Origin of the sequence: Actinomadura craniellae (genome assembly GCF_003289645.1) — a bacterium.
Lineage (GTDB): Bacteria > Actinomycetota > Actinomycetes > Streptosporangiales > Streptosporangiaceae > Actinomadura_D > Actinomadura_D craniellae.
Genome location: NZ_QLYX01000007.1, coordinates 69,680 through 92,007, shown reverse-complemented (window position 1 = coordinate 92,007; position 22,328 = coordinate 69,680). Strand labels below are relative to the sequence as shown.

Sequence of the window (22,328 nt, the reverse complement as noted above, 5' to 3'; positions counted from 1 at the left end):
GCTCACGGCCTCAGATCTTCCTCTCGCTGGCCTGGACGTAGACGACGCCGCTGCCGCTCAGTTCGAGCTGGAAGGCCTCGCCGGAGCCCCGGCCCATCATGTCGCGCCAGCCCAGCGCGGTGCTCAGCTTGTTCTGCACCTGGCCGCGGTGCGCCACGTACGCCTGCGGATCGACGTGCACGGGGCGCTGCGGGCTGATCGGCAGCTCGATGACGCCGCCGTGTGACAGCAGGGCCACCGAGCCGTGTCCGCTGAGCGTGGAGGTGAACAGGCCCTGCCCGGTCACCTGGCCGCGGACCATCCCGCTCAGGCCGCCCTGCTCGCCCATGAACATCGTGCCGACCTGCAGGCTCGCGTCGTGGACGAGCAACCGGTCGGCCTCGACGAACAGCTGGTCGCCGGCGAGGTCGACGACGGAGACCTCCATGCCGCCGTGCCCGAACATGACGCTGCCCTGCCCGGTAACGCGCATCATCGGCGCGTGCTCGCCCGCCATGGCCCGGCCGAGGGCGCCGCCGATGCCCTGGCCCGCGGTCGCGGTGGGCTCGAAGGAGACCCGGCCGACATAGGCGAGCATGGCGCCGCGCTTGCTGAACACCTCGCTGCCGGGCCCGACCGGCACCTGGATCATCTTCTTGTTGATGGGGCTGTATCCCGGCATCAGATCTCCAACATCCCGCCGCGCTCGGCCGGCTGGACGTACACCAGCCCATGGCCCTGGTACCGGAACTGCACGCTCTCGCCGGAGCCCTGCCCCATGACCGTCCGCCAGTTGACGTCGGTCACGATGTCCTGCTGGAGCTGCCCGCGGTGGCCCACGTAGGCGTGCGGGTCGACGCACAGCGGCACGCCGGGCGTGACCTCCAGGGCGATGGCCGGCCCGTCGGAGAGGAGCGCAACCGTGCCGTACCCCTCCACCTTGGTGGTCGCCAGCCCCTGCCCGGTGCCCATGCCGCGCAGCCCGATGAACTGCACGCCGGTCTGCAACTGGCCGTCGAGGGCCAGCAGGCTGTCGGACTCCACGAAGAGGGTGTCGCCGGCCAACTGGACGAGGGTCACCTCGGTGGCCTCCTGGGCGAGGTAGACCGTGCCGTGCCCGGTGACCTCCATCAGGGTGATGCTCTCGCCGGCGACCCTGCGCCGGATCGCACCGCGCAACCCCTCGCCACCGGTCATGCCCTGGCGTTTGAAGGTCATCTGGCCCTCGTAGGCGACCATGGATCCGTTCAGCGCGCGGATGGTCTCGCCGGCCATATCGACCGCGAGCATCTTCGAGCCGTTCATCCGAAACTGAGCCACAAGCCGTCAAGATACTGGTCCGCGGGCTCGGTAGTCGATCAAACGGACATGAACGGCCCACAGCCGTGCTCCGTTGCCGCCGCCGCGGGTAAACGCCTGACCGTATTTCGCCGTACGGAGTGCATGGTAGTGATTCGGCGGGGCCTGATCGGACAAGATGGGGAGCATGTGGATCGCGCCGGAACGCCGCAGTGCCACGCGCTGGGCCGTACCCGCCCTCGCTCTCACCGCCGGCGTGGCCGCCGCGGTACTGCTGACCATGCGCGGCCAGGGCACCACCGGGCTGGTCTGCCTGGCCGTCCTCGCCGGGTACGCCCTGCACCTCGCCTTCCGGCGGACCGAAGGGGGCTCGTCGTACGGCGACTCCTTCGGCGGCGGCCGGTCACGCACCCAGGTGCGCGCCGCCGCGGTGGCCGGTGACGCGGTGATCGGGGCGCTGGTGGCGGCCGTCGTCGTCCAGGGGCTGCGCGGAGCCGAGATACTGCCGTACGCGTGGCCGCTCGGGGTGGCCGCGCTCGCTTACGTCCTGTCATCGGCCCTGTCACCGGACGGACCGTGATCCGGCGGCGACACCCCGCATGAGCTTGGCAAACTGTCTGTGAACTTGTCCTGACATCAATGGATTCGTCGAGGTCAGGGCGCGATGATGCCGTCGTGTCCGTCCTTGACGCCCTGCTCCCCGCGCAGGCGATGTTCCACCCGGTGGTCGACCTCGACACCGGGACGGTCGTGGCGGTCGAGACGCACTCGGGGCCCCCGGTCGACGGGGACGTACGGGTGCGCGTCGACCCGGCGGCCGAAGACGTGCGGCGGGCACTGGCCGCCGCCGAAGCCACCGCCGCCGCGAAAACACCACTTCCGCTGCAGATCACGTTGCGCGCCGAGACCGCGGCCCAAGGGCAGGACGTCCTCACCCGCCTGCATCACGGGCTGGTCGGGGTGGGCCGCCGGCCGGGCGAGGTCATCGTCTGCGTGACCGGCGGCTTCCCACCGGCGCTACGGCCCGCGGTCCGCGCCGCCCTGCACGGGCTGCGCGGTGCGGGCTACCTGGTCGGTTTCGCCGGGCTGGGCGCCGCGCACGCGCCCCTCGACCTGCTGATCGAGGGAACGCCGTACCTGGTGAAGCTCGACCCGGAACTCGCCCGCCGGGCCGCGACCGACCCACGCTGCTCGGCGCTGGTCGAGGCGCTGGTCGGGCTCACCCGGCGCATCGGCACCCACGTGCTCGCCCCCGGCCTCGCCACCGAGGAGCAGGTGCTCCACCTGCGCGGACTGGGCGTGCGACTGGTACAGGGACGGGCGCTGGCTCCGCCGGAATGGCGTCCGGGCATGCGGGTGACCGTACCCGTCGTCGCCGAGGCCGACGCCCCGCAGGCCCGGCGCGAGGACAACCTGGGCCCGCGGGTCACCGAATTCACGCTGCCGGCCGTCACGCTGCCGCTGCAGGCCACCGCCGACGACGTCCTCACCGTGTTCAACACCGAGACCGGCACCAGCAGCGTGGTGCTGGTCGACGACCACCAGCGGCCCCGGTACAGCGTCGACCGCACCCGGTTCCTGCTGCGCCTGTCGGGGGCGTACGGGCACGCGCTGCACGCGCACAAGCCCGCCGCGCGGCTGGCCGACCCGCCCCGGCTGGTGCCCAAGACGGTGCCGGCCATCGCGGCGCTGCGCGCCGCCGGGCGGGAGCACGAGCGCGTCTACGACGACCTGGTGGTGACCGACGAGATCGGGCGTTGCATCGGCGTCGTCCGGGTCGGCGACCTCATCCGCAGCCTGGCGCGCTGAGCCTCCCCGGGCCTCCCCGGGCCTCCCCGGACACCTCCCCCTCCCCGGGCCTTCTCCTGGTCTCCCTGCGCCTCCCAGGGCCTCAGGGCCGCGTCTCCCGCGGGCCGGTCGCGCCCAGTTCCCGCGCCAGGATGGCCGCCTGCACCCGGCTGCGCAGCCCCAGCTTGGCCAGGATGCGGCTGACATGGGTCTTCGCGGTGGTCTCGGCCATGTCCAGCCGGGCCGCGATCTCACCGTTGGACAGACCCTCGCCGAGGCAGGCGAACACCTGGCGCTCGCGGGGAGTGAGCTCCCCCGGATCCGGCGGCGGCCCGGCCGGCTCCCGCGGGCCGGCGGCGAACGCGTCGATCAGCCGCCGGGTCACCGCGGGCGCGATGATCCCCTCTCCGGCGGCCACCGTCCGCACCGCCTCGATCAGCCGGTCCGCGTCCACGTCCTTGAGCAGGAATCCCGCGGCTCCGGCCCGCAGCGCGCCGAACACGTACTCGTCGGTGTCGAACGTCGTCAGGACGAGCACGTCGGCGACGCCGGCGAGTTCACGGGTGGCGGAGATCCCGTCCAGCCGGGGCATCCGGACGTCCATCAGCACCACGTCGGGGCGCAGGTCCCGGGCCAGCGCGACCGCCTGGACGCCGTCGGCGGCCTCGCCGGCCACCTCGATCCCGGGTGCCGCCCCGAGGATGAGCACCAGCCCCGCCCGCACCGCGGACTGGTCGTCGGCCACCAGCACCCTGATCACAAGTCCTGTCCCTTCCCGCCGTCCCCGCCGGCCGCACCGTCCAGTGGCAGCCACGCCGTCACCCGCCAGATCCGCCCGTCCGGGCCGGCGGTGAAGTCGCCGCCGAGCAGGGTGGCCCGCTCCCGCATACCGATCAGCCCGCTGCCGGAGCCCGGCAGGCCGGAGCCACCCGCCCCGTCCGCCGCGAGCGGGCTGTGCACCTCGATCGCCACCCCGTCCGGCCGGTACTCCAGCGCCACCTCGGCCCGGCCGGGGCCGGCGTGCTTGAGCATGTTGGTCAGCGACTCCTGCACGATCCGGTAGGCCGCCAGCTCCACCGCGATCGGGAGTTCCAGCGGATCTCCGCGGGGCGCCAGCGTGACCGGCAGGTCGGGCCGGACGGCCTGCTCGACCAACCGGCCGAGGTCCGCCAGCCGGGGGGTCGCGGGATCGTCCGTGCCGCCCTCGCGGAGCAGGCCGATCATGCGGCGCATCTCGGTCAGTCCCTGCACGCTGTTCTCCCTGATCACGGCCAGGGAGCGCCGGACGTCGGCCGCGGCCAGATCCGGCAGCTTGAGCACCGCCGACGAGTGCAACGCCACGGCGCTGAGATGGTTGGCCACGACGTCGTGCAGTTCGCGGGCCATCCGGGCGCGCTCGGCGGTGATCGCGGCGAGGCGGTCGAGTTCGGCCAGCCGGGCCACCTGTTCGGCCCGCTGCCGTTCGGCCTCGGCCCGGTTCCGGTGCTCCCGGACCACCATGGCCGTCAGCACCGGCGTCACCCACAGGATCCCGGCCAGCGCGGCCGTGATGACGCCCGCCGCCAGGTCGCCCGCCAGCAGCGCGGCCCCGCCGAGCAGCAGTGCGCTCACCGACACCGTCACGCCCAGCAGCACCTCGGCCGCCCGCCGCGGGCCGTACAGGGCGGTGGCGTAGAGCGCGTCGGGGAAGATCACCAAGCTGGCGTAGTTCGGCCCCATGAACAGGTCGGCGAGGCCGGCGGGCACGGCGATCGCCAGGCCGAGCAGCGGGGCGGTCCGCCGGAAGAGCAGGGCCGCCGACAGCCCGAGCAGCGGCAGCGCCCGCCAGCCCCGGCCGGGGTCCCACTCGGAGTCCCAGATCGCGTACCCGCGCGACGCGAGCAGCGTCAGCGCGCCGGCCAGCGCGGCGCCGGCCAGCAGCGCGTCCTGGCGGGTGGTGAATCGCACGGCACCATCTCAGCACCTTCCCGGCGGATCCGGACCCGCCTGGAAGCGGACCCCGTACATCCATCGGAAGACCCGAGGGTTCATCACCTCCGCCGAGGAGAACCCGCTGGCGGCGCCCGAGGATGGACATATCGCATGACGGAAGGCCCGGACCGGGGAGGTGGGCGGGGATGCTGCTCGCGGTGATCGTCGGATGTGAGATCGGTTTCTGGGTGGTGCTGCTCGCCGGGCTGGCCGCCCGGTACCTGCTGCGCTGGCGCCGGACCAGCAACGTCCTGCTGGTCTGCGTTCCGCTGGTCGACCTCGTCCTGCTCGCCGCTTCGGTGATCGACCTGCGCGGCGGCACCACGGCCGGGTTCGCGCACGGGCTCGCCGCCGCTTACATCGGCTTCTCGGTGGCGTTCGGGCACAGCGTGATCACGTGGGCGGACGCCCGGTTCGCGCACCGCTTCGCGGGCGGGCCGGTGCCGCCCCGGCCGCCGAAGTACGGGATGGCCCGGGCCCGGTACGAGTGGCGGGAGTTCGGCAAGGCGGCGATCGCGTGGGCGGTGAGCTGCGCCCTGCTGCTCGGCGCGATCGCGATGGTCGGCGACGGCGACCGAACCGAGGCGCTGAACTGGTGGCTGGTCCGGCTGTCGGTGGTCCTGGGCATCTGGTCGCTGTGGCCGATCACCTACACGATCTGGCCGAAGCGGCCGAAGCGGCCGGAGCACGTCGAGTCCTGAAAGACCCGAGCATCGCCCGGCGGCGGGCCGCGCGGCCCGCCGCCGGGCGGAGCTCAGACGTTGAAGCCGAGGGCGCGCAGTTGCTCGCGCCCCTCCTCGCTGATCTTGTCGGGGCCCCACGGCGGCAGCCAGACCCAGTTGATCTTGACGTCCTTGACCAGCCCGTCCAGCGCGCTGTGCGCCTGGTCCTCGATCACGTCGGTGAGGGGGCAGGCCGCGCTGGTCAGCGTCATGTCGAGAGTGGCGATGCCATCGGTGGTGTCGACGCCGTAGACCAGGCCAAGGTCGACGACGTTGATGCCCAGTTCGGGGTCGACGACGTCCTTCAGCGCCTCCATGATCTCCTCGTCGGGGACCGTCGCGGCGCCGGTCTCGGGAGCCTGGTTGTCGGTCTCGCTCATCGGGGGTCAGCCTCCAGTGCTCGGGCGGTCGCGTCCTTCCACGCCATCCAGGCGAGCAGGGCGCACTTGATGCGGGCGGGATACTTGGAGACGCCGGCGAAGGCCACCGCGTCCTCCAGGAGGTCCTCGTCGGGCTCGGCCTGGCCGCGCGACTGCATCAGGGCCAGGAACTCGTCCCCGACGACCATGGCCTCCTTGACCGTCTTACCGATGATCAGGTCGGCCATCACCGAAGCGCTCGCCTGGCTGATCGAACAGCCCATCGAGTCGTAGGACACGTCCTGGACCAGCGTCTCGTCGCCGGAGCCGGCCAGATGCACCCGCAGCGTCACCTCGTCGCCGCAGGTCGGGTTGACGTGATGCACCTCGGCCTCGTACGGCTCCCGCAGCCCCTTGTGCTGGGGGTTGCGGTAGTGGTCCAGGATGACCTCCTGGTACATGGACTCGAGCTGCATGGGCCCTTCCTTCGACCGGGTTCTCTCACATCCGTGTTCCGTGCATAACCGGCGGCCGGCTCAGCCTGTTCCGAAGAACTTCTGGGCCTGCCGTACCCCGTCGGCCAGCGCGTCCACATCGGTGAGGTCGTTGTAGACGTAGAAGGACGCCCGGGTGGTCGCCGGAATGCCGTAACGGCGGCAGATCGGCCACGCGCAGTGGTGCCCCACCCGGACCGCCACGCCCAACTCGTCGAGCACCTGCCCCACGTCGTGCGGGTGGATCTCCTCGACCGTGAAGGCCACCGTGCCGCCGCGGGCCTCAATCGACTCCGGTCCGATGATCCGAACACCCGGGATCTCGCCCAGTTGCTCCAGGGCGTACCCGGTCAGCGCCTCCTCGTGCGCGTGTACCCGGTCCATCCCCAGCTCGGTCAGGTAGTCGCAGGCCGCGGCGAGGCCGACCGCCTGCGCGGTCACCGGCACCCCGGCCTCGAACCGCTGCGGCGGCGGCATGAAGGTGGAACCCTCCATCCGGACCACTTCGATCATCGACCCGCCGGTGATGAAGGGGGGCATGATCTCCAGCAGCTCCCGGCGGCCCCACAGCACGCCGATCCCGGACGGGCCGAGCATCTTGTGCCCGGAGAACACCAGGAAGTCGGCGCCCAGCGCGGCCACGTCGACCGGCTGGTGCGGCACGGACTGCGCCGCGTCCAGCAGGACGAGGGCGCCGACCTCGCGGGCCCGGGCGGCGACCAGTTCCACCGGCGGGACCGTTCCCAGCACGTTCGACTGGTGGGTCAGCGCGACCAGCCTGGTGCGCTCGTTGACCAGGGTGTCGAGCTCGGACAGGTCCAGGCGGCCGTCGTCGGTGAGCCCGAACCAGCGCAGCGTGGCGCCGGTGCGCTGGCAGAGCTGCTGCCAGGGCACCAGGTTGGCGTGGTGCTCCATCTCGGTGACGACGATCTCGTCGCCCGGCCCGACCCGGAACCGCTCGGCCTCGGGACCGGCCGTGGCCGCGTTGCTCATCGCGTACGCGACCAGGTTGATGCTCTCGGTCGCGTTCTTGGTGAAGACGATCTCGCCGGGGACCGCCCCGATGAACGTGGCGATGGTCGCGCGGGCGCCCTCGAACGCGTCGGTGGCCTCCTCCGCGAGCAGGTGCGCGCCCCGGTGCACCGCGGCGTTGTGCCGCTCGTAGAAGTTCCGCTCAGCGTCGAGCACCGGAACGGGCTTCTGCGAGGTCGCCCCGGAGTCGAGGTAGACCAGCGGGCGGCCGCCGCGGACCGTGCGCGCCAGCAGGGGGAAGTCCTTCTTGAGCTCCACGGGCAGTAGCGCTCCGCCCGGGGCCGGAACGGTTCCCGCGCTCATGCCGACACGCCCGCCTTCACGTACTTCTCGTAGCCCTCGTTCTCCAGTTCCTCGGCCAGTTCCGGGCCGCCGGCCGCGACGATGCGCCCGCCGGCGAAGACGTGCACGAAGTCGGGCTGCACGTACCGCAGGATCCGGGTGTAGTGCGTGATCAGCAGCACCCCGGTCTCGCCGCCGGAGAAGCGGTTGATGCCCTCGGAGACGACCTTGAGCGCGTCGACGTCGAGACCGGAGTCGGTCTCGTCCAGGACGGCGACCTTCGGCCGGAGCAGTTCGAGTTGGAGGATCTCGTGGCGCTTCTTCTCGCCGCCGGAGAAGCCCTCGTTCAGGCTGCGCTGCGCGAAGGCCGGGTCGATGGACAGGTCGTCCATGGCCCGCTTCATCTCCTTGGTGAACTCGCGCAGCTTCGGCGCCTCGCCGCGCACCGCGGTCACCGCCGAGCGCAGGAAGTTCGACACCGACACCCCCGGCACCTCGACCGGGTACTGCATCGCCAGGAACAGCCCGGCGCGGGCGCGCTCGTCGACGGACATCTCCAGCACGTCCTCGCCGTCCAGCGTGACCGAACCGGAGGTGATCTCGTACTTGGGGTGCCCGGCGACCGCGTAGGCGAGGGTGGACTTGCCGGAGCCGTTGGGCCCCATGATGGCGTGGATCTCCCCGGCCTTGACGGTCAGGTCGACGCCGCGCAGGATCTCCTTCGCCCCGTCGGAGCCGTCGCCGACGGAGACGTGGAGGTCGCGGATCTCAAGCGTGGCCATAGGTTCTCAGAGCTCTCTGTCGGTTCGTCGGAGGTCAGTCGGCGGCGGTGAGCGAGACGTGCACCTCGTCACCGACGACCTTCACGCGGTAGGTGGGGACCGGCCGGGTGGCCGGCGGGTTGGTGGGCTTGCCGGTCCGCAGGTCGAAACAGGACCCGTGCAGCCAGCACTCGATCGTGCCGTCGTAGACCTCGCCCTCGGACAGGGAGACCTCGGCGTGCGAGCAGGTGTCGTTCAGCGCGTAGATCTCCGCGCCGGTGCGCACCAGCGCCACGGGGACGTCGTCGATCTCGACCGCGAGCGCCCCGTCGGCGGGGATGTCGGTCACCGAGCAGACCTTCACGAAGCCGTTCTCGCTCATCGGTCCAGCTCCGCCTCGATCGCGGCGGCGACCTGCTCGCGCACCTCGGGTACCTCGATCCGCTCGATGAGCTGGCCGAGGAAGCCGCGGACCACCATGCGGCGGGCCTGGTCCCGGGGGATGCCGCGCGCCTGCAGGTAGAACAGGTGCTGGTCGTCGAGCCGGCCGCTGGCGCTGGCGTGCCCGGCGCCGGCGACCTCGCCGGTCAGGATCTCCAGGTTCGGCACCGAGTCGACCCGGGTGCCGTCGGTGAGCACCAGGTTGCGGTTGAGCTCGTAGGTGTCGGTGCCCTCGGCCTCGGCTCGGATGATCACGTCGCCGATCCAGACGGCGTGCGCGGCGTCGCCCTGGAGCGCGCCACGGTAGTCGACCCGGCTGCGGCAGTTCGGGACGGTGTGGTCCACGAGCAGCCGGTGCTCCAGGTGCTGCCCGGCGTCGGCGAAGTAGACCCCGTACAGCTCGGCGTCGCCGCCGGGCCCGTGGTACGACACCGACGGCGCGATCCGCACCACGTCGCCGCCGAGCGAGATCACGAAACCGGTGAACCGGGCGTCCTTGGCCAGCCGCGCGTGCTGGTGCGACAGGTGCACGGAGTCGTCGGCCCAGTCGTGCATGCTGATCACCGACAGGGCGGCGCCGTCCCCGACGACGAACTCGACGTTGTCGGCGTAGGTGGCCGAGCCCCGGTGGTCGAGGACCACGGTGGCCTTGGCCAGCGGCTCGACGATGACCGTGGTGTGCCCGAAGGCGGCGTGGCCGGCGTCCTCGCCGCGCAGCCGCACCACGGTGGGCGTCGTCGCGACCGTCTCCCGGGGCACCGTGATCACGGTGGCCTGGGTGAACGAGGCATAGGCCTGCGCGCTCACCCGGTCGGTCGGGACGTAGGCACGACCCACCCGCGGGTCGTCGCGGCCCACCCGCTCGACCTTGACGTCGGGCGCCGCCTCGACCTCGACCAGGACCGGGTCGGTCGCGTCGGCCGCGCTGCCTTCGGCGGCGGTGCCGTCGTGCAGCCCGCGCAGCCGGCGCAGCGGGGTGAACCGCCACTTCTCCTCGCGGCCCTTGGGCACCTCGAAGTCGGCGACGTCGTAGGACGCCTTCTCGTGCAGGGTCGAGAGAGGCCGCTCGGCGGACGCTGTCTCCAGGCCCATCAGCCCACCGCTCCTTCCATCTGCAGCTCGATCAGGCGGTTCAGCTCCAGCGCGTACTCCATGGGCAGTTCGCGGGCGATCGGCTCGACGAAGCCGCGCACGATCATCGCCATCGCCTCGTCCTCGGTGAGGCCGCGGCTCATCAGGTAGAACAGCTGGTTCTCCGAGACCTTGGAGACGGTGGCCTCGTGGCCCATCTCCACGTCGTCCTCGCGGACGTCGACGTAGGGGTAGGTGTCGGACCGGCTGATCTGGTCGACCAGCAGGGCGTCGCACTTGACCGTGGACTTGGCGTGCTCGGCGCCCTCCTGGACCTGGACCAGGCCCCGGTAGGAGGTGCGGCCGCCGCCGCGGGCCACCGACTTGGACACGATGGTGCTGGAGGTGTGCGGCGCGGCGTGGACCATCTTGGCGCCGGCGTCCTGGTGCTGGCCCTCGCCGGCGAAGGCGATCGACAGGGTCTCGCCCTTGGCGTGCTCGCCCAGCAGGTAGATGGCCGGGTACTTCATGGTGACCTTGGAGCCGATGTTGCCGTCGACCCACTCCATGGTCGCGCCCTCGTAGGCGACGGCGCGCTTGGTCACCAGGTTGTAGACGTTGTTGGACCAGTTCTGGATGGTCGTGTAGCGGCAGCGCGCGTTCTTCTTCACGATGATCTCGACCACCGCGGAGTGCAGCGAGTCGGACTTGTAGATCGGCGCGGTGCAGCCCTCGACGTAGTGCACGTAGGCGCCCTCGTCGACGATGATCAGGGTCCGCTCGAACTGGCCCATGTTCTCGGTGTTGATCCGGAAGTAGGCCTGCAGCGGGATCTCGACGTGCACGCCCGGCGGCACGTAGATGAACGACCCGCCCGACCACACGGCCGTGTTCAGCGCGGCGAACTTGTTGTCGCCGACCGGGATCACCGTGCCGAAGTACTCCTGGAACAGCTCCGGGTGCTCGCGCAGGCCGGTGTCGGTGTCGACGAAGATGACACCCTTCTCCTCAAGATCCTCACGGATCTTGTGGTAGACCACCTCGGACTCGTACTGGGCCGCGACCCCGGCGATCAGCCGCTGCTTCTCGGCCTCGGGGATGCCCAGCTTGTCGTAGGTGTTCTTGATGTCCTCCGGGAGGTCCTCCCAGGAGGCCGCCTGCTTCTCGGTGGAGCGGACGAAGTACTTGATGTTGTCGAAGTCGATGCCCGACAGGTCCGAGCCCCAGGTGGGCATCGGCTTGCGACCGAACAGGCGCAGGCCCTTCAGCCGGAGGTCGAGCATCCACTCCGGCTCGTCCTTCTTGCCCGAGATGTCGCGGACGACCTCGTCGGACAGGCCGCGGCGCGCCGCGGCTCCGGCCGCGTCCGAATCGGCCCAGCCGAACTTGTACTTGTCGAGTCCCGCCAGCTCGGGGTGGGCTTCGATAGTCATAGGGAGGTCCTCCCGGACTCCTCGTGATGTGTCTCTGTCACTTCAGGGGTGGCGCCCCGGCTCCCGGCGAGGGAGCGCGGGCTGACGTGCGTGGTGCAGACGCCGTCGCCGTGCGCGATGGTGGCCAGCCGCTGCACAGGGGTGCCCAGCAGCCGGCTGAACGCCTCGGTCTCGGCCTCGCACAGCTGCGGGAACTCCGCCGCGACGTGCGCGACCGGGCAGTGGTGCTGGCACAGCTGTTCGCCGCCGCCGGCCGGTGACCGGCCGGCCGAGGCGGCGTAGCCGTCGGCCGACAGCGCCTCCGCGAGCTTGCGGACCCGCTGGGGGGCGGGCGCCGCGTGCACCACGGGACGGTAGCGGCGCTCCAGGTCGCCGATCTGACGTCGCGCGAACCCGGCCACCGCCTCCTCCCCCACCGTCTCGGCGAGGTAACGCAGGGCGCTGGTCGCCAGGTCGTCGTAGGCGTGCACGAAGGCGCTGCGCCCGGCGTCGGTGATGGCGAACCACTTGGCCGGCCGGCCGCGCCCCCGGCGCGCCTGCGGGCGGGCCCGGCGGACCTCGATCATGCCCTCGGCGAGAAGCGCGTCCAGGTGCCGGCGGACCGCCGCCGGGGTGAGCCCGACCCGCTCGCCCAGCGCCGAGGCGGTGACGGGCCCGTGCTCCAGGATGAGCCGCGCTACCCTGGCCCGGGTGTCGCGCTCGCTGCCCGGGGAACGGGACGCCTGCTCACGGCCCTTGATCGGCGGCACGCCGACGGGCCGCGCGGGCGCGGCTGCGGCGGTCGAGATCTCGGGCACGTTTTTCACAACATCAGTGTGGCGTAATTCCTTCCCCGCAGACAAACCGATCACGGTGGCATCGCTCACCCAGGCAAGCCTTACCTAACCTGGACAAACGCGGTCTTGGCGGGCCTGGGCCGAGCCCGTCGCGGCCCGGACCTAAACTCGGTGGCATGACACCCCCTGGCAACGCCGCCGTGGAGCTGGACGGCCTGGTCAAACGGTACGGCTCGGTGGCCGCCGTGGACGGGTTGTCCCTGCGCGCCGAGCGCGGCGCCGTGACGGCGCTGCTCGGCCCCAACGGCGCGGGCAAGACCACCGCCGTCGAAATCTGCGAGGGGTACCGGCAGCCTGACGGCGGCACCGTCCGGGTGCTCGGGTTCGACCCGGTACGCGACGCGCGGCTGCTCCGGCCCCGGGTGGGGGTGATGCTCCAGTCCGGCGGGGTGCCCGCGCAGGCCCGTGCCGGAGAGTTCCTGCGGCTGATGGCCGCGCTGCACGCGAACCCGCTGCCACCCGCGGCGCTGCTGGCCCGCCTGGGGCTGACCGAACACGCCCGGACGCCCTGCCGGCGGCTGTCCGGCGGCCAGCGGCAGCGCCTCTCACTCGCCGCCGCCGTCGTCGGCCGGCCCGAGCTGGTCTTCCTCGACGAGCCCACCGCCGGGCTCGACCCGCAGGCCCGGCACGCCACCTGGGAGCTGGTGGCGGAGCTGCGGGCCTCGGGGGTCGCGGTGGTGCTCACCACGCACCACATGGAGGAGGCCGAACGGCTGGCCGACCACGTCGTCATCGTCGACCACGGCCGGGTGGTCGCGGCCGGATCCCCGACCGAGCTCACCGGGGCCGAGCGCCAGCTGCGCTTCCGGGCCCGGGCCGGGCTCGGCCTCGACGAGCTGCTGGCCGCCCTGCCGCTGGGCAGCGCCGCCAAGGAGTCCCCGGCCGGGCACTACCTCGTCGAGGGCGACGTGCAGCCCGAGTTCCTGGCCACCGTCACCACCTGGTGCGCCTCGCACGGGGTGCTGACCGAGGACCTGCGGATCGAGCGCCGCACGCTGGAGGACGTCTTCCTCGAACTGACCGGACGGGAGCTGCGTTCGTGACCGGATCGACAGAGCCGGCGGTGCTGGACCTCTCGCCGGCCCCCGGCGCCGCCCCGCCACTGCGGAAGATCACCGCGCAGACCGGCCACGAGCTGCGGGCACTGCTGCGCAACGGCGAGCAGCTGCTGCTCACCCTGATCATCCCGGTCCTGCTGCTGGTGCTGTTCGGCGCGACCTCCCTGCTCGACCTGGGCACCGACCGCCGGGTCGACTTCCTGGCCCCGGGCGTCCTGGCCCTGGCGGTGATGTCGACGGCCTTCACCGGGCAGGCCATCGGCACCGGTTTCGAGCGCCGGTACGGGGTGCTCAAGCGGCTGGGCGCCACCCCCCTGTCGCGCACCGGGCTGATCGCCGCCAAGACCCTCACCGTGCTGCTGGTGGAAGTGCTCCAGACGCTGGTGATCTGCGGGGTCGCGTTCGGGCTGGGCTGGCGGCCGCAGGGCGACCCGCTGAGCGTGGCGCTGCTCCTGCTGCTGGGCACGGCGGCCTTCAGCGGCCTCGGCCTGCTGATGGCCGGGACGCTGCGCGCGGAGGCCACCCTGGCCGCCGCCAACCTGGTCTACCTGCTGCTCCTCGCGCTGGGCGGGGTGGTGTTCCCGCTGGCAAGGTTCCCCGACGGGGTCCGGGCGGTGCTGGAACTGCTGCCGATCACGGCGCTGTCGGACGGGCTGCGGCAGGTCCTCCAGCACGGCGCCGCGCTTCCCGCCGGACCGCTGCTGGTGCTCGCGATCTGGGCCGTGGCCGGCTGCGCGCTGGCCGCCCGGTTCTTCCGATGGGAGTGACCGCCCGCGCGGAGGCTCCACGGGCGTACGGCCGGCTGTCCGGCTCTCTCGCCGGGCTCGCCCGGGCGCTCTCCCCCGCCGCCGTGCCGCCGCCCGCGCTGGTCCTGCTCGGCATCGTCTCGGTGCAGGTCGGAGCCGGGGTGGCCAAGCACCTGTTCGACCGGCTGCCGCCGAGCGCGGTCGTCCTGCTGCGGCTGCTCACCTCGGCGATCGTGCTGACGTTCCTGGCCCGCCGGGCGCTGCGCGCGGTGCTGCGCGACAGCACCCGCCGCGACCTGGCCGTCGCGGCGGGATTCGGGCTCACGCTCGCGCTGATGAACTTCTCGATCTACCAGTCGTTCGCCCGGATCCCGCTGGGCGTCGCGGTGACGATCGAGTTCCTGGGCCCGCTGCTGGTGGCGGTCCTGGCGTCGCGGCGGGCGCTCGACCTGGTGTGGGCCGGGCTGGCCGGTGCCGGGGTGCTGTTGCTCGCCCGGGGCGGCGACGGCGGCGTCGACCTCGTCGGTGTGGGGTTCGCGCTGCTGGCCGGCGTCGGGTGGGCCGGGTACATCCTGCTGGGCGCGGCCACCGGGCGCCGGTTCAGCGGGACGACCGGGCTGGCCCTGGCCAGCGTGGTGGGCACGCTGGCCATGCTCCCGGCGGGGACCGTCTCCGGCGGCGCCGCCCTGCTCGACCCGGAGCTGCTGGCGATCGGTGCGGCGGTGGGGCTGCTCTCCTCGGTCATCCCCTATTCGCTGGAGATGGAGGCGCTGCGCCGGATGCCGCCGCGGGTCTTCGGCATCCTGATGAGCCTGGAGCCGGCCGTGGCCGCCCTGGTCGGGCTGGTGGTGCTCGGCGAGATCCTGCACCTGCGCGAGTGGGTGGCCATCGGGCTGGTGATCGTCGCCTGCGCGGGCGCCACCCGGGAGCGGCGCTCCCCGCCGGTGGAGCCCGTCGGCGGGTGAGGACCTCGGTCCGGAACCGCCGCCCGCACGGCCCCGGCGGCCGGGAGTTCTCCGGCCGGGAAACGTCGGTGGCCGCTCGTAGACTCCCCCTATGGCACGGGCGAACGACGAGGCTGCGGCCCTTCTCCAGGAACTGGCGGACCTGCTGGCGATCACCGGGGGCGAGGCGTTCAAGATCCGCTCCTATGAGAAGGCCGCGCGGGCGGTCGCCGGGCATCCCGGCGACATCTCCGGGCTCGGGCTCGCCGATCTGAAAAAGATCCCCGGAGTGGGGCAGGCCATCGCCAAGAAGCTGGCCGACTACACCGAGAACGGCACCATCCGGCAGGTCGAGGAGCTGCGCGCGCGCATTCCCGCCGGAGTCCGGGCGCTGACCGCCATTCCCACGCTCGGGCCGCGCAAGGCCCTGACCCTCTATGAAGAGCTCGGGGTGTCCTCGGTGGCCGAATTGGCCGCGGCGATCGACGAGGGAAAGGTCCGCGGGCTGAAGGGGTTCGGCGAGAAGAGCGAGGAGAACCTGCGGCACGGCATCGAACTGCTGGAGCACGCCGCCGAACGGGTGTCGATCGACACCGCCATGGAGCTCGCCGAGGAGATCGTCGCCGAGCTGTCCCGGGTGCCCGGCTGCGGGCGGTGCGCGTACGCCGGGTCGCTGCGCCGGATGCGCGAGACGATCGGCGACGTCGACGTGCTGGCCACTGCGGCCGATCCCGCGGCCCTGATGGCCGCGTTCGTCGCGCTTCCCGCGGTCACCGAGGTGATCGCCGGCGGCGACAAGAAGACCTCCGTGCGCACCCGGCAGGGCCTGCAGGTCGATCTGCGGGTGGTCCCGGCCGAGTCGTGGGGCGCCGCGATGCAGTACTTCACCGGCAGCAAGGAGCACAACGTCCGCATCCGCGAGCGGGCAGTGCGGGCCGGGCTCAAGCTGTCGGAGTACGGCCTCTTCGACGCCGAATCCGGCGCGCTGATCGTCTCGGCCACCGAGGAGGAGGTCTACGCGCGGCTGGGGCTGCCGTGGATCCCGCCGCCGCTGCGCGAGGACGGCGGCGAGGTGCAGGCCGCCCTGGAGGGCGCGCTGCCCCGGCTGGTCACCGAGGATGACCTGCGCGGCGACCTGCACACCCACACCGACCTCACCGACGGGGTGGAGCCGCTGGCGACCATGGTCGCCGCCGCGGCGGCGCGCGGGCTGGAGTACTACGCGATCACCGACCACGCACCCGACCTGGTCATGCAGCGGATGACCGACGAGAAGGCGCTCGCCCAGCGGGCCGAACTGCGCGAGTTGCAGCGGGAGTATCCGGATCTGGTGCTGCTGCACGGCACCGAGCTCAACATCGGTCCCGACGGCGAGGTCGACTGGCCGGCGGAGTTCCTGGCCGGCTTCGACATCTGCGTCGCCTCGGTGCACTCCCACTTCACCCAGGACCGGGCGACGATGACGCGGCGGCTCGTCCGGGCCTGCGAGAACCCGCACGTCCACGTCATCGGCCACCCCACCGCCCGGTCGATCGGCCGGCGGGCGCCGGTCGACGCCGACTGGGACGAGGTGTTCGCGGCGTGCGCCCGTACCGGCACCGCACTGGAGATCGACTCCTTTCCCGACCGGCTGGACCTGCCCGCCGACCTGATCCGCCGGGCCCGGCGGTACGGGGTGCGCTTCTCCGTCGACAGCGACGCCCACGCCGTGGGCCACTTCCGCAACGTCCGCTACGGCGTGGGCACCGCGCAGCGCGGCTGGCTCACCCCCGACGAGGTGATCAACACCTGGCCGCTGGACCGGTTGCGGGATTTCCTGGGCCGGAAAGACTGAACTCATGCGACTCTGCTCACGGCGTCATCCGGGTTTGTCCGATTTCACTGCGGGGAGATGCCGGGCGGTACGGCCGAGGGTCGTGGGGATCCGTCCGTTCCCTCTGGTGGCGGAGCGCCCCTGACGCCCGCCCCGAGGTTCGGGATGCGCGGTCCGGCCGGAAGGAGCGAGCGTGACGGCGAGGCTGACCCTGGGACCGCTGCTGCGGTACGTCGACGAGACCAGCGCCACGATCTGGGTGGAGACCGACCGGCCATGCGAGGTCGAGGTCCTGGACACGAAGACCCCGACGTTCACCGTGCACGGCCATCACTACGCGCTGTGCGACGTCACCGGGCTGGAGCCCGGCTCCCGCACCCCCTACCAGGTGCGGCTCGACGGCGAGGTCGTCTGGCCCGAGCCCGGCTCGGAACTGCCGCCCAGCAAGATCCGTACCCTGCGTGGCGGCCGCCGGCTCGAACTGGCCTTCGGCTCGTGCCGGAGCAGCGTGGGCCACACCGCCACCGACAACCGCACCCACGGCGTCGACATGCTGCGGGCGTACGCGCTGCGGCTGGCCGGCGACCCGGAGGTGGCGGCCGCGGCGGACCAGACCCGGGAGGAGACCGGCTGGCCCGACCTGCTGCTCCTGCTCGGCGACCAGGTCTACGCCGACGAGACCTCGCCGGCCATGCGGGAGTTCATCGAGGCGCGCCGGGACACCGGCGAGCCTCCGGGCGACGAGATCGCCGACTTCGACGAGTACGCCGAGTTGTACCGGCTGGCCTGGAGCGACCCCGTCAACCGCTGGCTGCTGTCCACCGTCCCGGCACTGATGATCTTCGATGACCACGACATCCGGGACGACTGGAACACCTCACGCCCGTGGCGCGACAAGATGAACACCAAGCCCTGGTGGCGGCGGCGGATCACCAGCGGGCTCGGCGCCTACTGGATCTACCAGCACCTGGGCAACCTCTCCCCCGCCGAGCGGGCGGACGAACCGCTGCTGCGCGCGCTGCTCAAGCACGAGGGCGATGGCGGCGCACTGGTCGACGAATTCGCCCGGCGGGCCGACCGACACCCCGAGAGTTACCGGTGGAGCTATGCGCGGGAACTGGGCGACACCCGGCTGATCATGGTGGACTCCCGGTGCAGCCGGGTGCTCGACCCCGGTGGGCGCGCCGTCCTCGACGCCGACGAGTGGCGCTGGTTCGACGAGCGGATGCGCGGCGACGTCGACCATCTGCTGATCGGCACCTCGCTCCCCTACCTGCTCACCCCCGGCCTGCACGACCTGGAGGCGTGGAACGAGGCGGTGTGCGACGGCGCGTGGGGCGGCCTGGCGGCCCGGGCGGCCGAGGCGATCCGCCAGGCGGTCGACCTGGAGCACTGGGCCGCCTTCCAGAACTCCTTCACCGCGATGGCCGGCCTGGTCCGGGCCGTGGCCCGCGGGGAGCGCGGCCGGGCACCGGAGACCATCGTCTTCCTCTCCGGCGACGTGCACTACTCCTACCTGGCCCCGGCCCACGTCCCCGGCCAGAACGGCGGCAGCCGGATCTACCAGGCCGTCTGCTCGCCGGTCCGCAACCCGCTACCGCGGGCCGTCCGGTTGCTCAACGGCGCCGCCTCATTCGGCCTGGCCAAGGCGATCGGTGGCGGGCTGGCCCGGCTGGCCGGGGTGCGGCGCCCGCCGCTGCGCTGGAAGGTGAAGCACGGGCCGTGGTTCCCCAACGCCCTGGCCACCTTGAAGATCGACGGGATGTGGTCCGCGGTGCGCTGGGAGGCCGCCACCGGCGCGGTCGTCCGTGACGGCGCGCCACCCCGGATCAAGCAGATCACCGAGATCGAACTCGCCGGCCCGGTACGGGCTCAGGCAGGCTGACGGGCCGCGGCAGGAGTGTCCGGCCGCGCCGCGACCACGGGACGCTCGCGGGTGGCGAAGAGCACTCGCAGGGTCGCGATCCACAGCACCGCCGAGCCCAGCAGGTGCAGTACCACCAGCGCCTCCGGAACCCCAAGGAAGTACTGCACGTACCCGACGGCGCCCTGGGCCAGGATGACCGCCACCAGTTCCGTCGCGCGGCGGCGCAGCACGGCGGGCGCGCCGGTGCGGAACAGGATCACCAGGAGCGCCACGGCCAGCACCACGGTGACCCAGGCGAGCAGGCTGTGCACCCGGGTGACCGCCTCGATGGCGAAGCCGAAGCGGCGGGAGTCCGCGTCGCCGGAGTGCGGGCCGGTGCCGGTGACCACGGTCCCGGCGGCCAGCACGGCGGCGGCGGCGCCGGCCAGGGCGAAGGCCAGCCGCCGCGTCGCCGGGCCGACCAGCGGCCGGGCGGGCCCGTCGCCCTCACCGGCCCGCACCCACAGCGCCACGGCGAAGACGAGTAGGGCGGGCGAGATCAGGTAGTGCACGGCGACCGAGGCCGGGTGCAGCTTGGTCAGTACCACGATGCCGCCGATCACGGCCTGGGCGACGACGCTCAGCGGCTGGGCCGCCGCCAGCCGGACCAGGTCGCGGCGGCGCGGCGTCAGGCGCACCGCCGCGACGAAGACCGCGACGCCCACGGCGAGCACGAGGAACGTCAGCGTCCGGTTGCCGAACTCGATCGCCATGTGGATCGTGGAGTGCTCTCCGGAAGCCGTGGGGACCAGGCTGTCTCCGGTGCACTTGGGCCAGGTCGGGCAGCCCAGCCCCGACTTGGTCACCCGTACCGACCCGCCGGTGACGATGATGCCCGCGTTGGCGATCACGCCGAGCAACGCGAGCAGCCGCAGCGACGCGGGAGTGGGACGCCACACGGCGTCACGGAGCCTGGACAGCGGGTTCGGGGAGGGCACGGCTTCATCGTAAGGGCGCCGTGCCGCACCCCGTCCCCGACCCCCGCTAACGCGGCGGGAACAGGCCGGACGGCCCCTGCGGAGCCCACGGCGGGGCGGCCGGCGGAACGCGCAGGAAGGCCTGCCGGGCCGTCGCCATGAGGGCCAGCAGCGCGTCCCGGCGGTACGCGAACCAGGCCGGGTCGGCGACACCGCGCTCGGCCCGTTTGTGCACCAGGGCGAGTTCGGTGGCGGCGAGCTGGTAGTCGGTCATCGCCCGGGCCGCGCCCTTCCCGCCGACCCCCCGAGCCCACCGGCGGGCCTCCCGGCGGGCCGGGATGCGGCCCAGCATGTGCAGGTCCTGCGGGGTCACCAGCCCGGTGTGGGTGTATCCCGGCAGGTAGCGCCCGATCAGCGCGACCGTCCGCCGCCGCTCGAAGAAGACCAGGGCGACCAGCACGACGAGGATGCAGAAGTCGAGCAGGTAGACGATCAGCAGCCCGCCCCCGCCCAGGGTGGCCGCACCGTTCCAGAGGCCGTGCAGCACCATCGCGCCCAGCAGGCCCAGCACCGGGGCGATCACCCGGCCGCGCCGGTGGGTGGCCGCGTACGCGACGCCCAGGCCGATCATCGAGGTGAACAGCGGGTGGCTGAGCGGAGCGATCACGCCGCGCAGCACGAACACCGCCTGGAGCTGCTGGGCGCCGCCCTCCTCGTAGGCGCGCATGTAGTACGTGACGTTCTCCATCATGGCGAAGCCCAGGCCGACCATCGCCGCGTAGATGATGCCGTCGACGAACCCGTCGATCTCGTTGCGGCGGTACCACAGCAGGCCGAACAGCACGAGGCCCTTGAGCGTCTCCTCGATCAGCGGCGCGCCCAGCGTGGCGCTGACGGCGTGCCCCTCGTCCTCGCCGAAGATCGGCACGGTGACGTACAGCAACCCCGCGGTGTTGAGGATCAGGGCGCCCAGCACGGCCACCCCGGCCCCCCACATGAACGCGAAGGCCAGGTTGCGCGGCGGCTCGGGCTCCAGCCGGTCGAGGGCCAGCACCAGCGCGATGAGCAGCGGCACGGGGAGGATGGCCAGGACCACCCCGATCTCGAACCCGGCACCACCGAACACCGCGGTCAGGCCCAGCACCAGCAGGGCGCAGAGCGACGAGACGGTGAGCCCCGCGATCAACGCGATCGGGGGACGACCGGGAATCCGCCCCTCGAGTACCGCCTTGGGATCAAGGTCCGCCATGTCGCGAGCGTAGTCGATGCCCTACGAGATGCCCTACGCCTCGCCCCAGGGCTTCAGCGCAGCAGCGGGTCGACCGCCACGGCGGTGAACAGCAGCGCCAGGTAGACGTTCGACAGGTGGAAGAAGCGCATCGGGCGCAGCATGAGCCCACTCACCCCGGAGCGCGCCCGGTGCAGCAACCGGTGCCCCTCGGCCAGGAGCACCCCGCCCAGCACCAGGGCGGCCGCCCCGTACAGCGGCCCCATCCCGGCCACCGGCCACAGCAGCAGCGAGCAGAGCACGGTGGCCCAGGTGTAGGCCAGGCTCTCGGTGACCACCCGGCGCTCGGTGGCGACCACCGGCAGCATCGGGACCTTCGCCACCGCGTAGTCCTCGCGGTAGCGCATGGCCAGCGTCCAGGTGTGCGGCGGCGTCCACAGGAACACCACGCCGAACAGGACGAACGGGGTCCACGCCAGCTCTCCGGTGACGGCCGTCCAGCCGATCAGGACGGGCATGCAGCCCGCGATCCCGCCCCAGACCACGTTCTGCGACGTGCGGCGCTTGAGCAGCAGGGAGTAGACGAAGATGTAGAAGAGGATCGCGCCCGTCGACAGCGCGGCCGACAGGAGGTTCACCGTCAGCGCGAAGCCGACCGTGGACAGAACCGCCAGCGTGATCCCGAAGGTCAGCGCCTCCACCGGGGTGACCTGGGCACGGGCCAGCGGGCGGCGCCGGGTGCGCCGCATCTTGGCGTCGATGTCCCGGTCGATGTAACAGTTGATCGCGTTCGCTGCACCTGCCGACAGCGTGCCGAACAGCAGCGTGAGCAGCGAGGTGCCCAGCGGGGGCAACCCGCCCGCGGCGAGGAACATCACCGGCAGCGTGGTGATCAACAGCAGTTCGATGACGCGCGGCTTGGTGAGCGCGACATACGCGCGCAGCAGCGCGCCGAACGGCCGGTGTCCGGAGATGTCGCCGGTGGCCGGAGCGGGCGCCGGCGGCGCCTCCTGGGCGAGCTCGACGTCGAGCCTGTTACTGAGCACCGTCACGATCGGTCCAAGTCCAACTACGTGTATTGGGGGGCCTCGGGCGGCCCCGTCGGTGCCCCCATCGACACACTGGCCCGCGCCTGGCTGCTGAGATCCTGCCGCGGCCGGTGGTGTCAACCGCGTCCTCACTGTAATGCGCCCCTGTGCAGGGTCGTGCATCGGGTCGCCATCGGGGAGTCGCGGGCGGTCACGAAGA

General features: G+C 72.3%; 23 protein-coding genes. 8 read left to right on the top strand and 15 right to left on the bottom strand.

Going from position 1 to position 22,328, the window contains the following annotated elements; genetic code table 11:
- Window positions 1–10: 10 nt before the first annotated feature.
- Window positions 11–661 (bottom strand): AIM24 family protein, encoded by a 651-nt coding sequence (locus DPM19_RS16640; RefSeq protein ID WP_111868660.1) that lies wholly within the window; start codon window positions 659–661, stop codon window positions 11–13.
- Window positions 661–1,299 (bottom strand): AIM24 family protein, encoded by a 639-nt coding sequence (locus DPM19_RS16635; RefSeq protein ID WP_233510214.1) that lies wholly within the window; start codon window positions 1,297–1,299, stop codon window positions 661–663. Before DPM19_RS16635 ends, DPM19_RS16640 begins: the two co-directional genes overlap by 1 nt.
- A gap of 166 nt (window positions 1,300–1,465) precedes the next feature.
- Here DPM19_RS16635 and DPM19_RS16630 point away from each other — a divergent pair, with 166 nt between their 5' ends.
- A complete protein-coding gene (locus tag DPM19_RS16630; protein ID WP_111868654.1) occupies window positions 1,466–1,858 on the top strand; it encodes an ABC transporter permease in 393 nt (130 codons plus the stop codon).
- Between the two features lie 95 nt (window positions 1,859–1,953).
- Window positions 1,954–3,087, top strand: coding sequence for an EAL domain-containing protein (locus DPM19_RS16625; RefSeq protein ID WP_233510213.1), 1,134 nt, complete (start codon window positions 1,954–1,956; stop codon window positions 3,085–3,087).
- 82 nt (window positions 3,088–3,169) lie between these two features.
- Here the strand turns inward: DPM19_RS16625 and DPM19_RS16620 are convergent, their stop codons facing one another.
- Entirely contained in the window at window positions 3,170–3,826 is a 657-nt protein-coding gene (locus tag DPM19_RS16620) for a response regulator (protein ID WP_111868651.1), read from the bottom strand.
- Window positions 3,823–5,013 (bottom strand): sensor histidine kinase, encoded by a 1,191-nt coding sequence (locus tag DPM19_RS16615; protein ID WP_111868649.1) that lies wholly within the window; start codon window positions 5,011–5,013, stop codon window positions 3,823–3,825. Before DPM19_RS16615 ends, DPM19_RS16620 begins: the two co-directional genes overlap by 4 nt.
- 170 nt (window positions 5,014–5,183) lie before the next feature.
- Between DPM19_RS16615 and DPM19_RS16610 the strand changes: the two genes are divergently transcribed.
- Complete coding sequence (locus DPM19_RS16610) at window positions 5,184–5,738, top strand: hypothetical protein (RefSeq protein ID WP_111868647.1); 555 nt, start codon at window positions 5,184–5,186, stop codon at window positions 5,736–5,738.
- Window positions 5,739–5,791: 53 nt separating this feature from the next.
- On the opposite strand, the gene DPM19_RS16605 is transcribed toward DPM19_RS16610, so the two are convergent.
- The 8 genes from DPM19_RS16605 to DPM19_RS16570 are packed head-to-tail and all read right to left on the bottom strand — an operon-like array spanning window position 5,792 to window position 12,381.
- Complete coding sequence (locus DPM19_RS16605) at window positions 5,792–6,139, bottom strand: metal-sulfur cluster assembly factor (RefSeq protein WP_111868645.1); 348 nt, start codon at window positions 6,137–6,139, stop codon at window positions 5,792–5,794.
- Window positions 6,136–6,594 (bottom strand): Fe-S cluster assembly sulfur transfer protein SufU, encoded by a 459-nt coding sequence (gene sufU, locus DPM19_RS16600; RefSeq protein WP_111868642.1) that lies wholly within the window; start codon window positions 6,592–6,594, stop codon window positions 6,136–6,138. Before sufU ends, DPM19_RS16605 begins: the two co-directional genes overlap by 4 nt.
- Before the next feature lie 60 nt (window positions 6,595–6,654).
- Window positions 6,655–7,947, bottom strand: a complete 1,293-nt coding sequence (locus DPM19_RS16595; protein WP_111868640.1) for a cysteine desulfurase — start codon at window positions 7,945–7,947, stop codon at window positions 6,655–6,657.
- The gene (gene sufC, locus DPM19_RS16590; RefSeq protein ID WP_111868638.1) at window positions 7,944–8,708 is read right to left on the bottom strand and encodes a Fe-S cluster assembly ATPase SufC; all 765 of its coding nucleotides are present in this window, start codon (window positions 8,706–8,708) and stop codon (window positions 7,944–7,946) included. The genes DPM19_RS16595 and sufC overlap by 4 nt, the downstream gene beginning before the upstream one ends.
- 34 nt (window positions 8,709–8,742) lie before the next feature.
- Entirely contained in the window at window positions 8,743–9,069 is a 327-nt protein-coding gene (locus tag DPM19_RS16585) for a non-heme iron oxygenase ferredoxin subunit (protein ID WP_111868635.1), read from the bottom strand.
- A complete protein-coding gene (gene sufD / locus DPM19_RS16580; RefSeq protein ID WP_111868632.1) occupies window positions 9,066–10,220 on the bottom strand; it encodes a Fe-S cluster assembly protein SufD in 1,155 nt (384 codons plus the stop codon). The genes DPM19_RS16585 and sufD overlap by 4 nt, the downstream gene beginning before the upstream one ends.
- Window positions 10,220–11,632, bottom strand: a complete 1,413-nt coding sequence (gene sufB, locus DPM19_RS16575; protein ID WP_111868630.1) for a Fe-S cluster assembly protein SufB — start codon at window positions 11,630–11,632, stop codon at window positions 10,220–10,222. Before sufB ends, sufD begins: the two co-directional genes overlap by 1 nt.
- Entirely contained in the window at window positions 11,629–12,381 is a 753-nt protein-coding gene (locus DPM19_RS16570; protein WP_111869071.1) for a helix-turn-helix transcriptional regulator, read from the bottom strand. Before DPM19_RS16570 ends, sufB begins: the two co-directional genes overlap by 4 nt.
- 203 nt (window positions 12,382–12,584) lie before the next feature.
- Between DPM19_RS16570 and DPM19_RS16565 the strand changes: the two genes are divergently transcribed.
- The 5 genes from DPM19_RS16565 (at window position 12,585) to DPM19_RS16545 (ending at window position 18,914) form a co-directional block, all read left to right on the top strand.
- Entirely contained in the window at window positions 12,585–13,511 is a 927-nt protein-coding gene (locus DPM19_RS16565) for an ABC transporter ATP-binding protein (RefSeq protein WP_111868627.1), read from the top strand.
- The gene (locus tag DPM19_RS16560) at window positions 13,508–14,293 is read left to right on the top strand and encodes an ABC transporter permease (protein WP_111868615.1); all 786 of its coding nucleotides are present in this window, start codon (window positions 13,508–13,510) and stop codon (window positions 14,291–14,293) included. The genes DPM19_RS16565 and DPM19_RS16560 overlap by 4 nt, the downstream gene beginning before the upstream one ends.
- Entirely contained in the window at window positions 14,284–15,237 is a 954-nt protein-coding gene (locus DPM19_RS16555; protein WP_111868613.1) for an EamA family transporter, read from the top strand. Before DPM19_RS16560 ends, DPM19_RS16555 begins: the two co-directional genes overlap by 10 nt.
- A 91-nt stretch (window positions 15,238–15,328) precedes the next feature.
- Complete coding sequence (gene polX / locus DPM19_RS16550; RefSeq protein WP_111868611.1) at window positions 15,329–17,050, top strand: DNA polymerase/3'-5' exonuclease PolX; 1,722 nt, start codon at window positions 15,329–15,331, stop codon at window positions 17,048–17,050.
- Between the two features lie 172 nt (window positions 17,051–17,222).
- Window positions 17,223–18,914, top strand: a complete 1,692-nt coding sequence (locus DPM19_RS16545) for an alkaline phosphatase D family protein (RefSeq protein WP_111868609.1) — start codon at window positions 17,223–17,225, stop codon at window positions 18,912–18,914.
- Here DPM19_RS16545 and DPM19_RS16540 read toward each other — a convergent pair.
- The 3 genes from DPM19_RS16540 to DPM19_RS16530 are packed head-to-tail and all read right to left on the bottom strand — an operon-like array spanning window position 18,902 to window position 22,132.
- Window positions 18,902–19,873, bottom strand: a complete 972-nt coding sequence (locus DPM19_RS16540) for a COX15/CtaA family protein (protein ID WP_111868606.1) — start codon at window positions 19,871–19,873, stop codon at window positions 18,902–18,904. The genes DPM19_RS16545 and DPM19_RS16540 overlap by 13 nt on opposite strands.
- Window positions 19,874–19,919: 46 nt before the next feature.
- Window positions 19,920–21,101 carry a PrsW family intramembrane metalloprotease gene (locus tag DPM19_RS16535; protein ID WP_111868603.1) on the bottom strand — a complete coding sequence of 394 codons (1,182 nt, stop codon included), beginning with the start codon at window positions 21,099–21,101 and terminating at the stop codon, window positions 19,920–19,922.
- A gap of 53 nt (window positions 21,102–21,154) precedes the next feature.
- Entirely contained in the window at window positions 21,155–22,132 is a 978-nt protein-coding gene (locus DPM19_RS16530; protein ID WP_111868601.1) for a heme o synthase, read from the bottom strand.
- Between the last annotated feature and the right edge of the window lie 196 nt (window positions 22,133–22,328).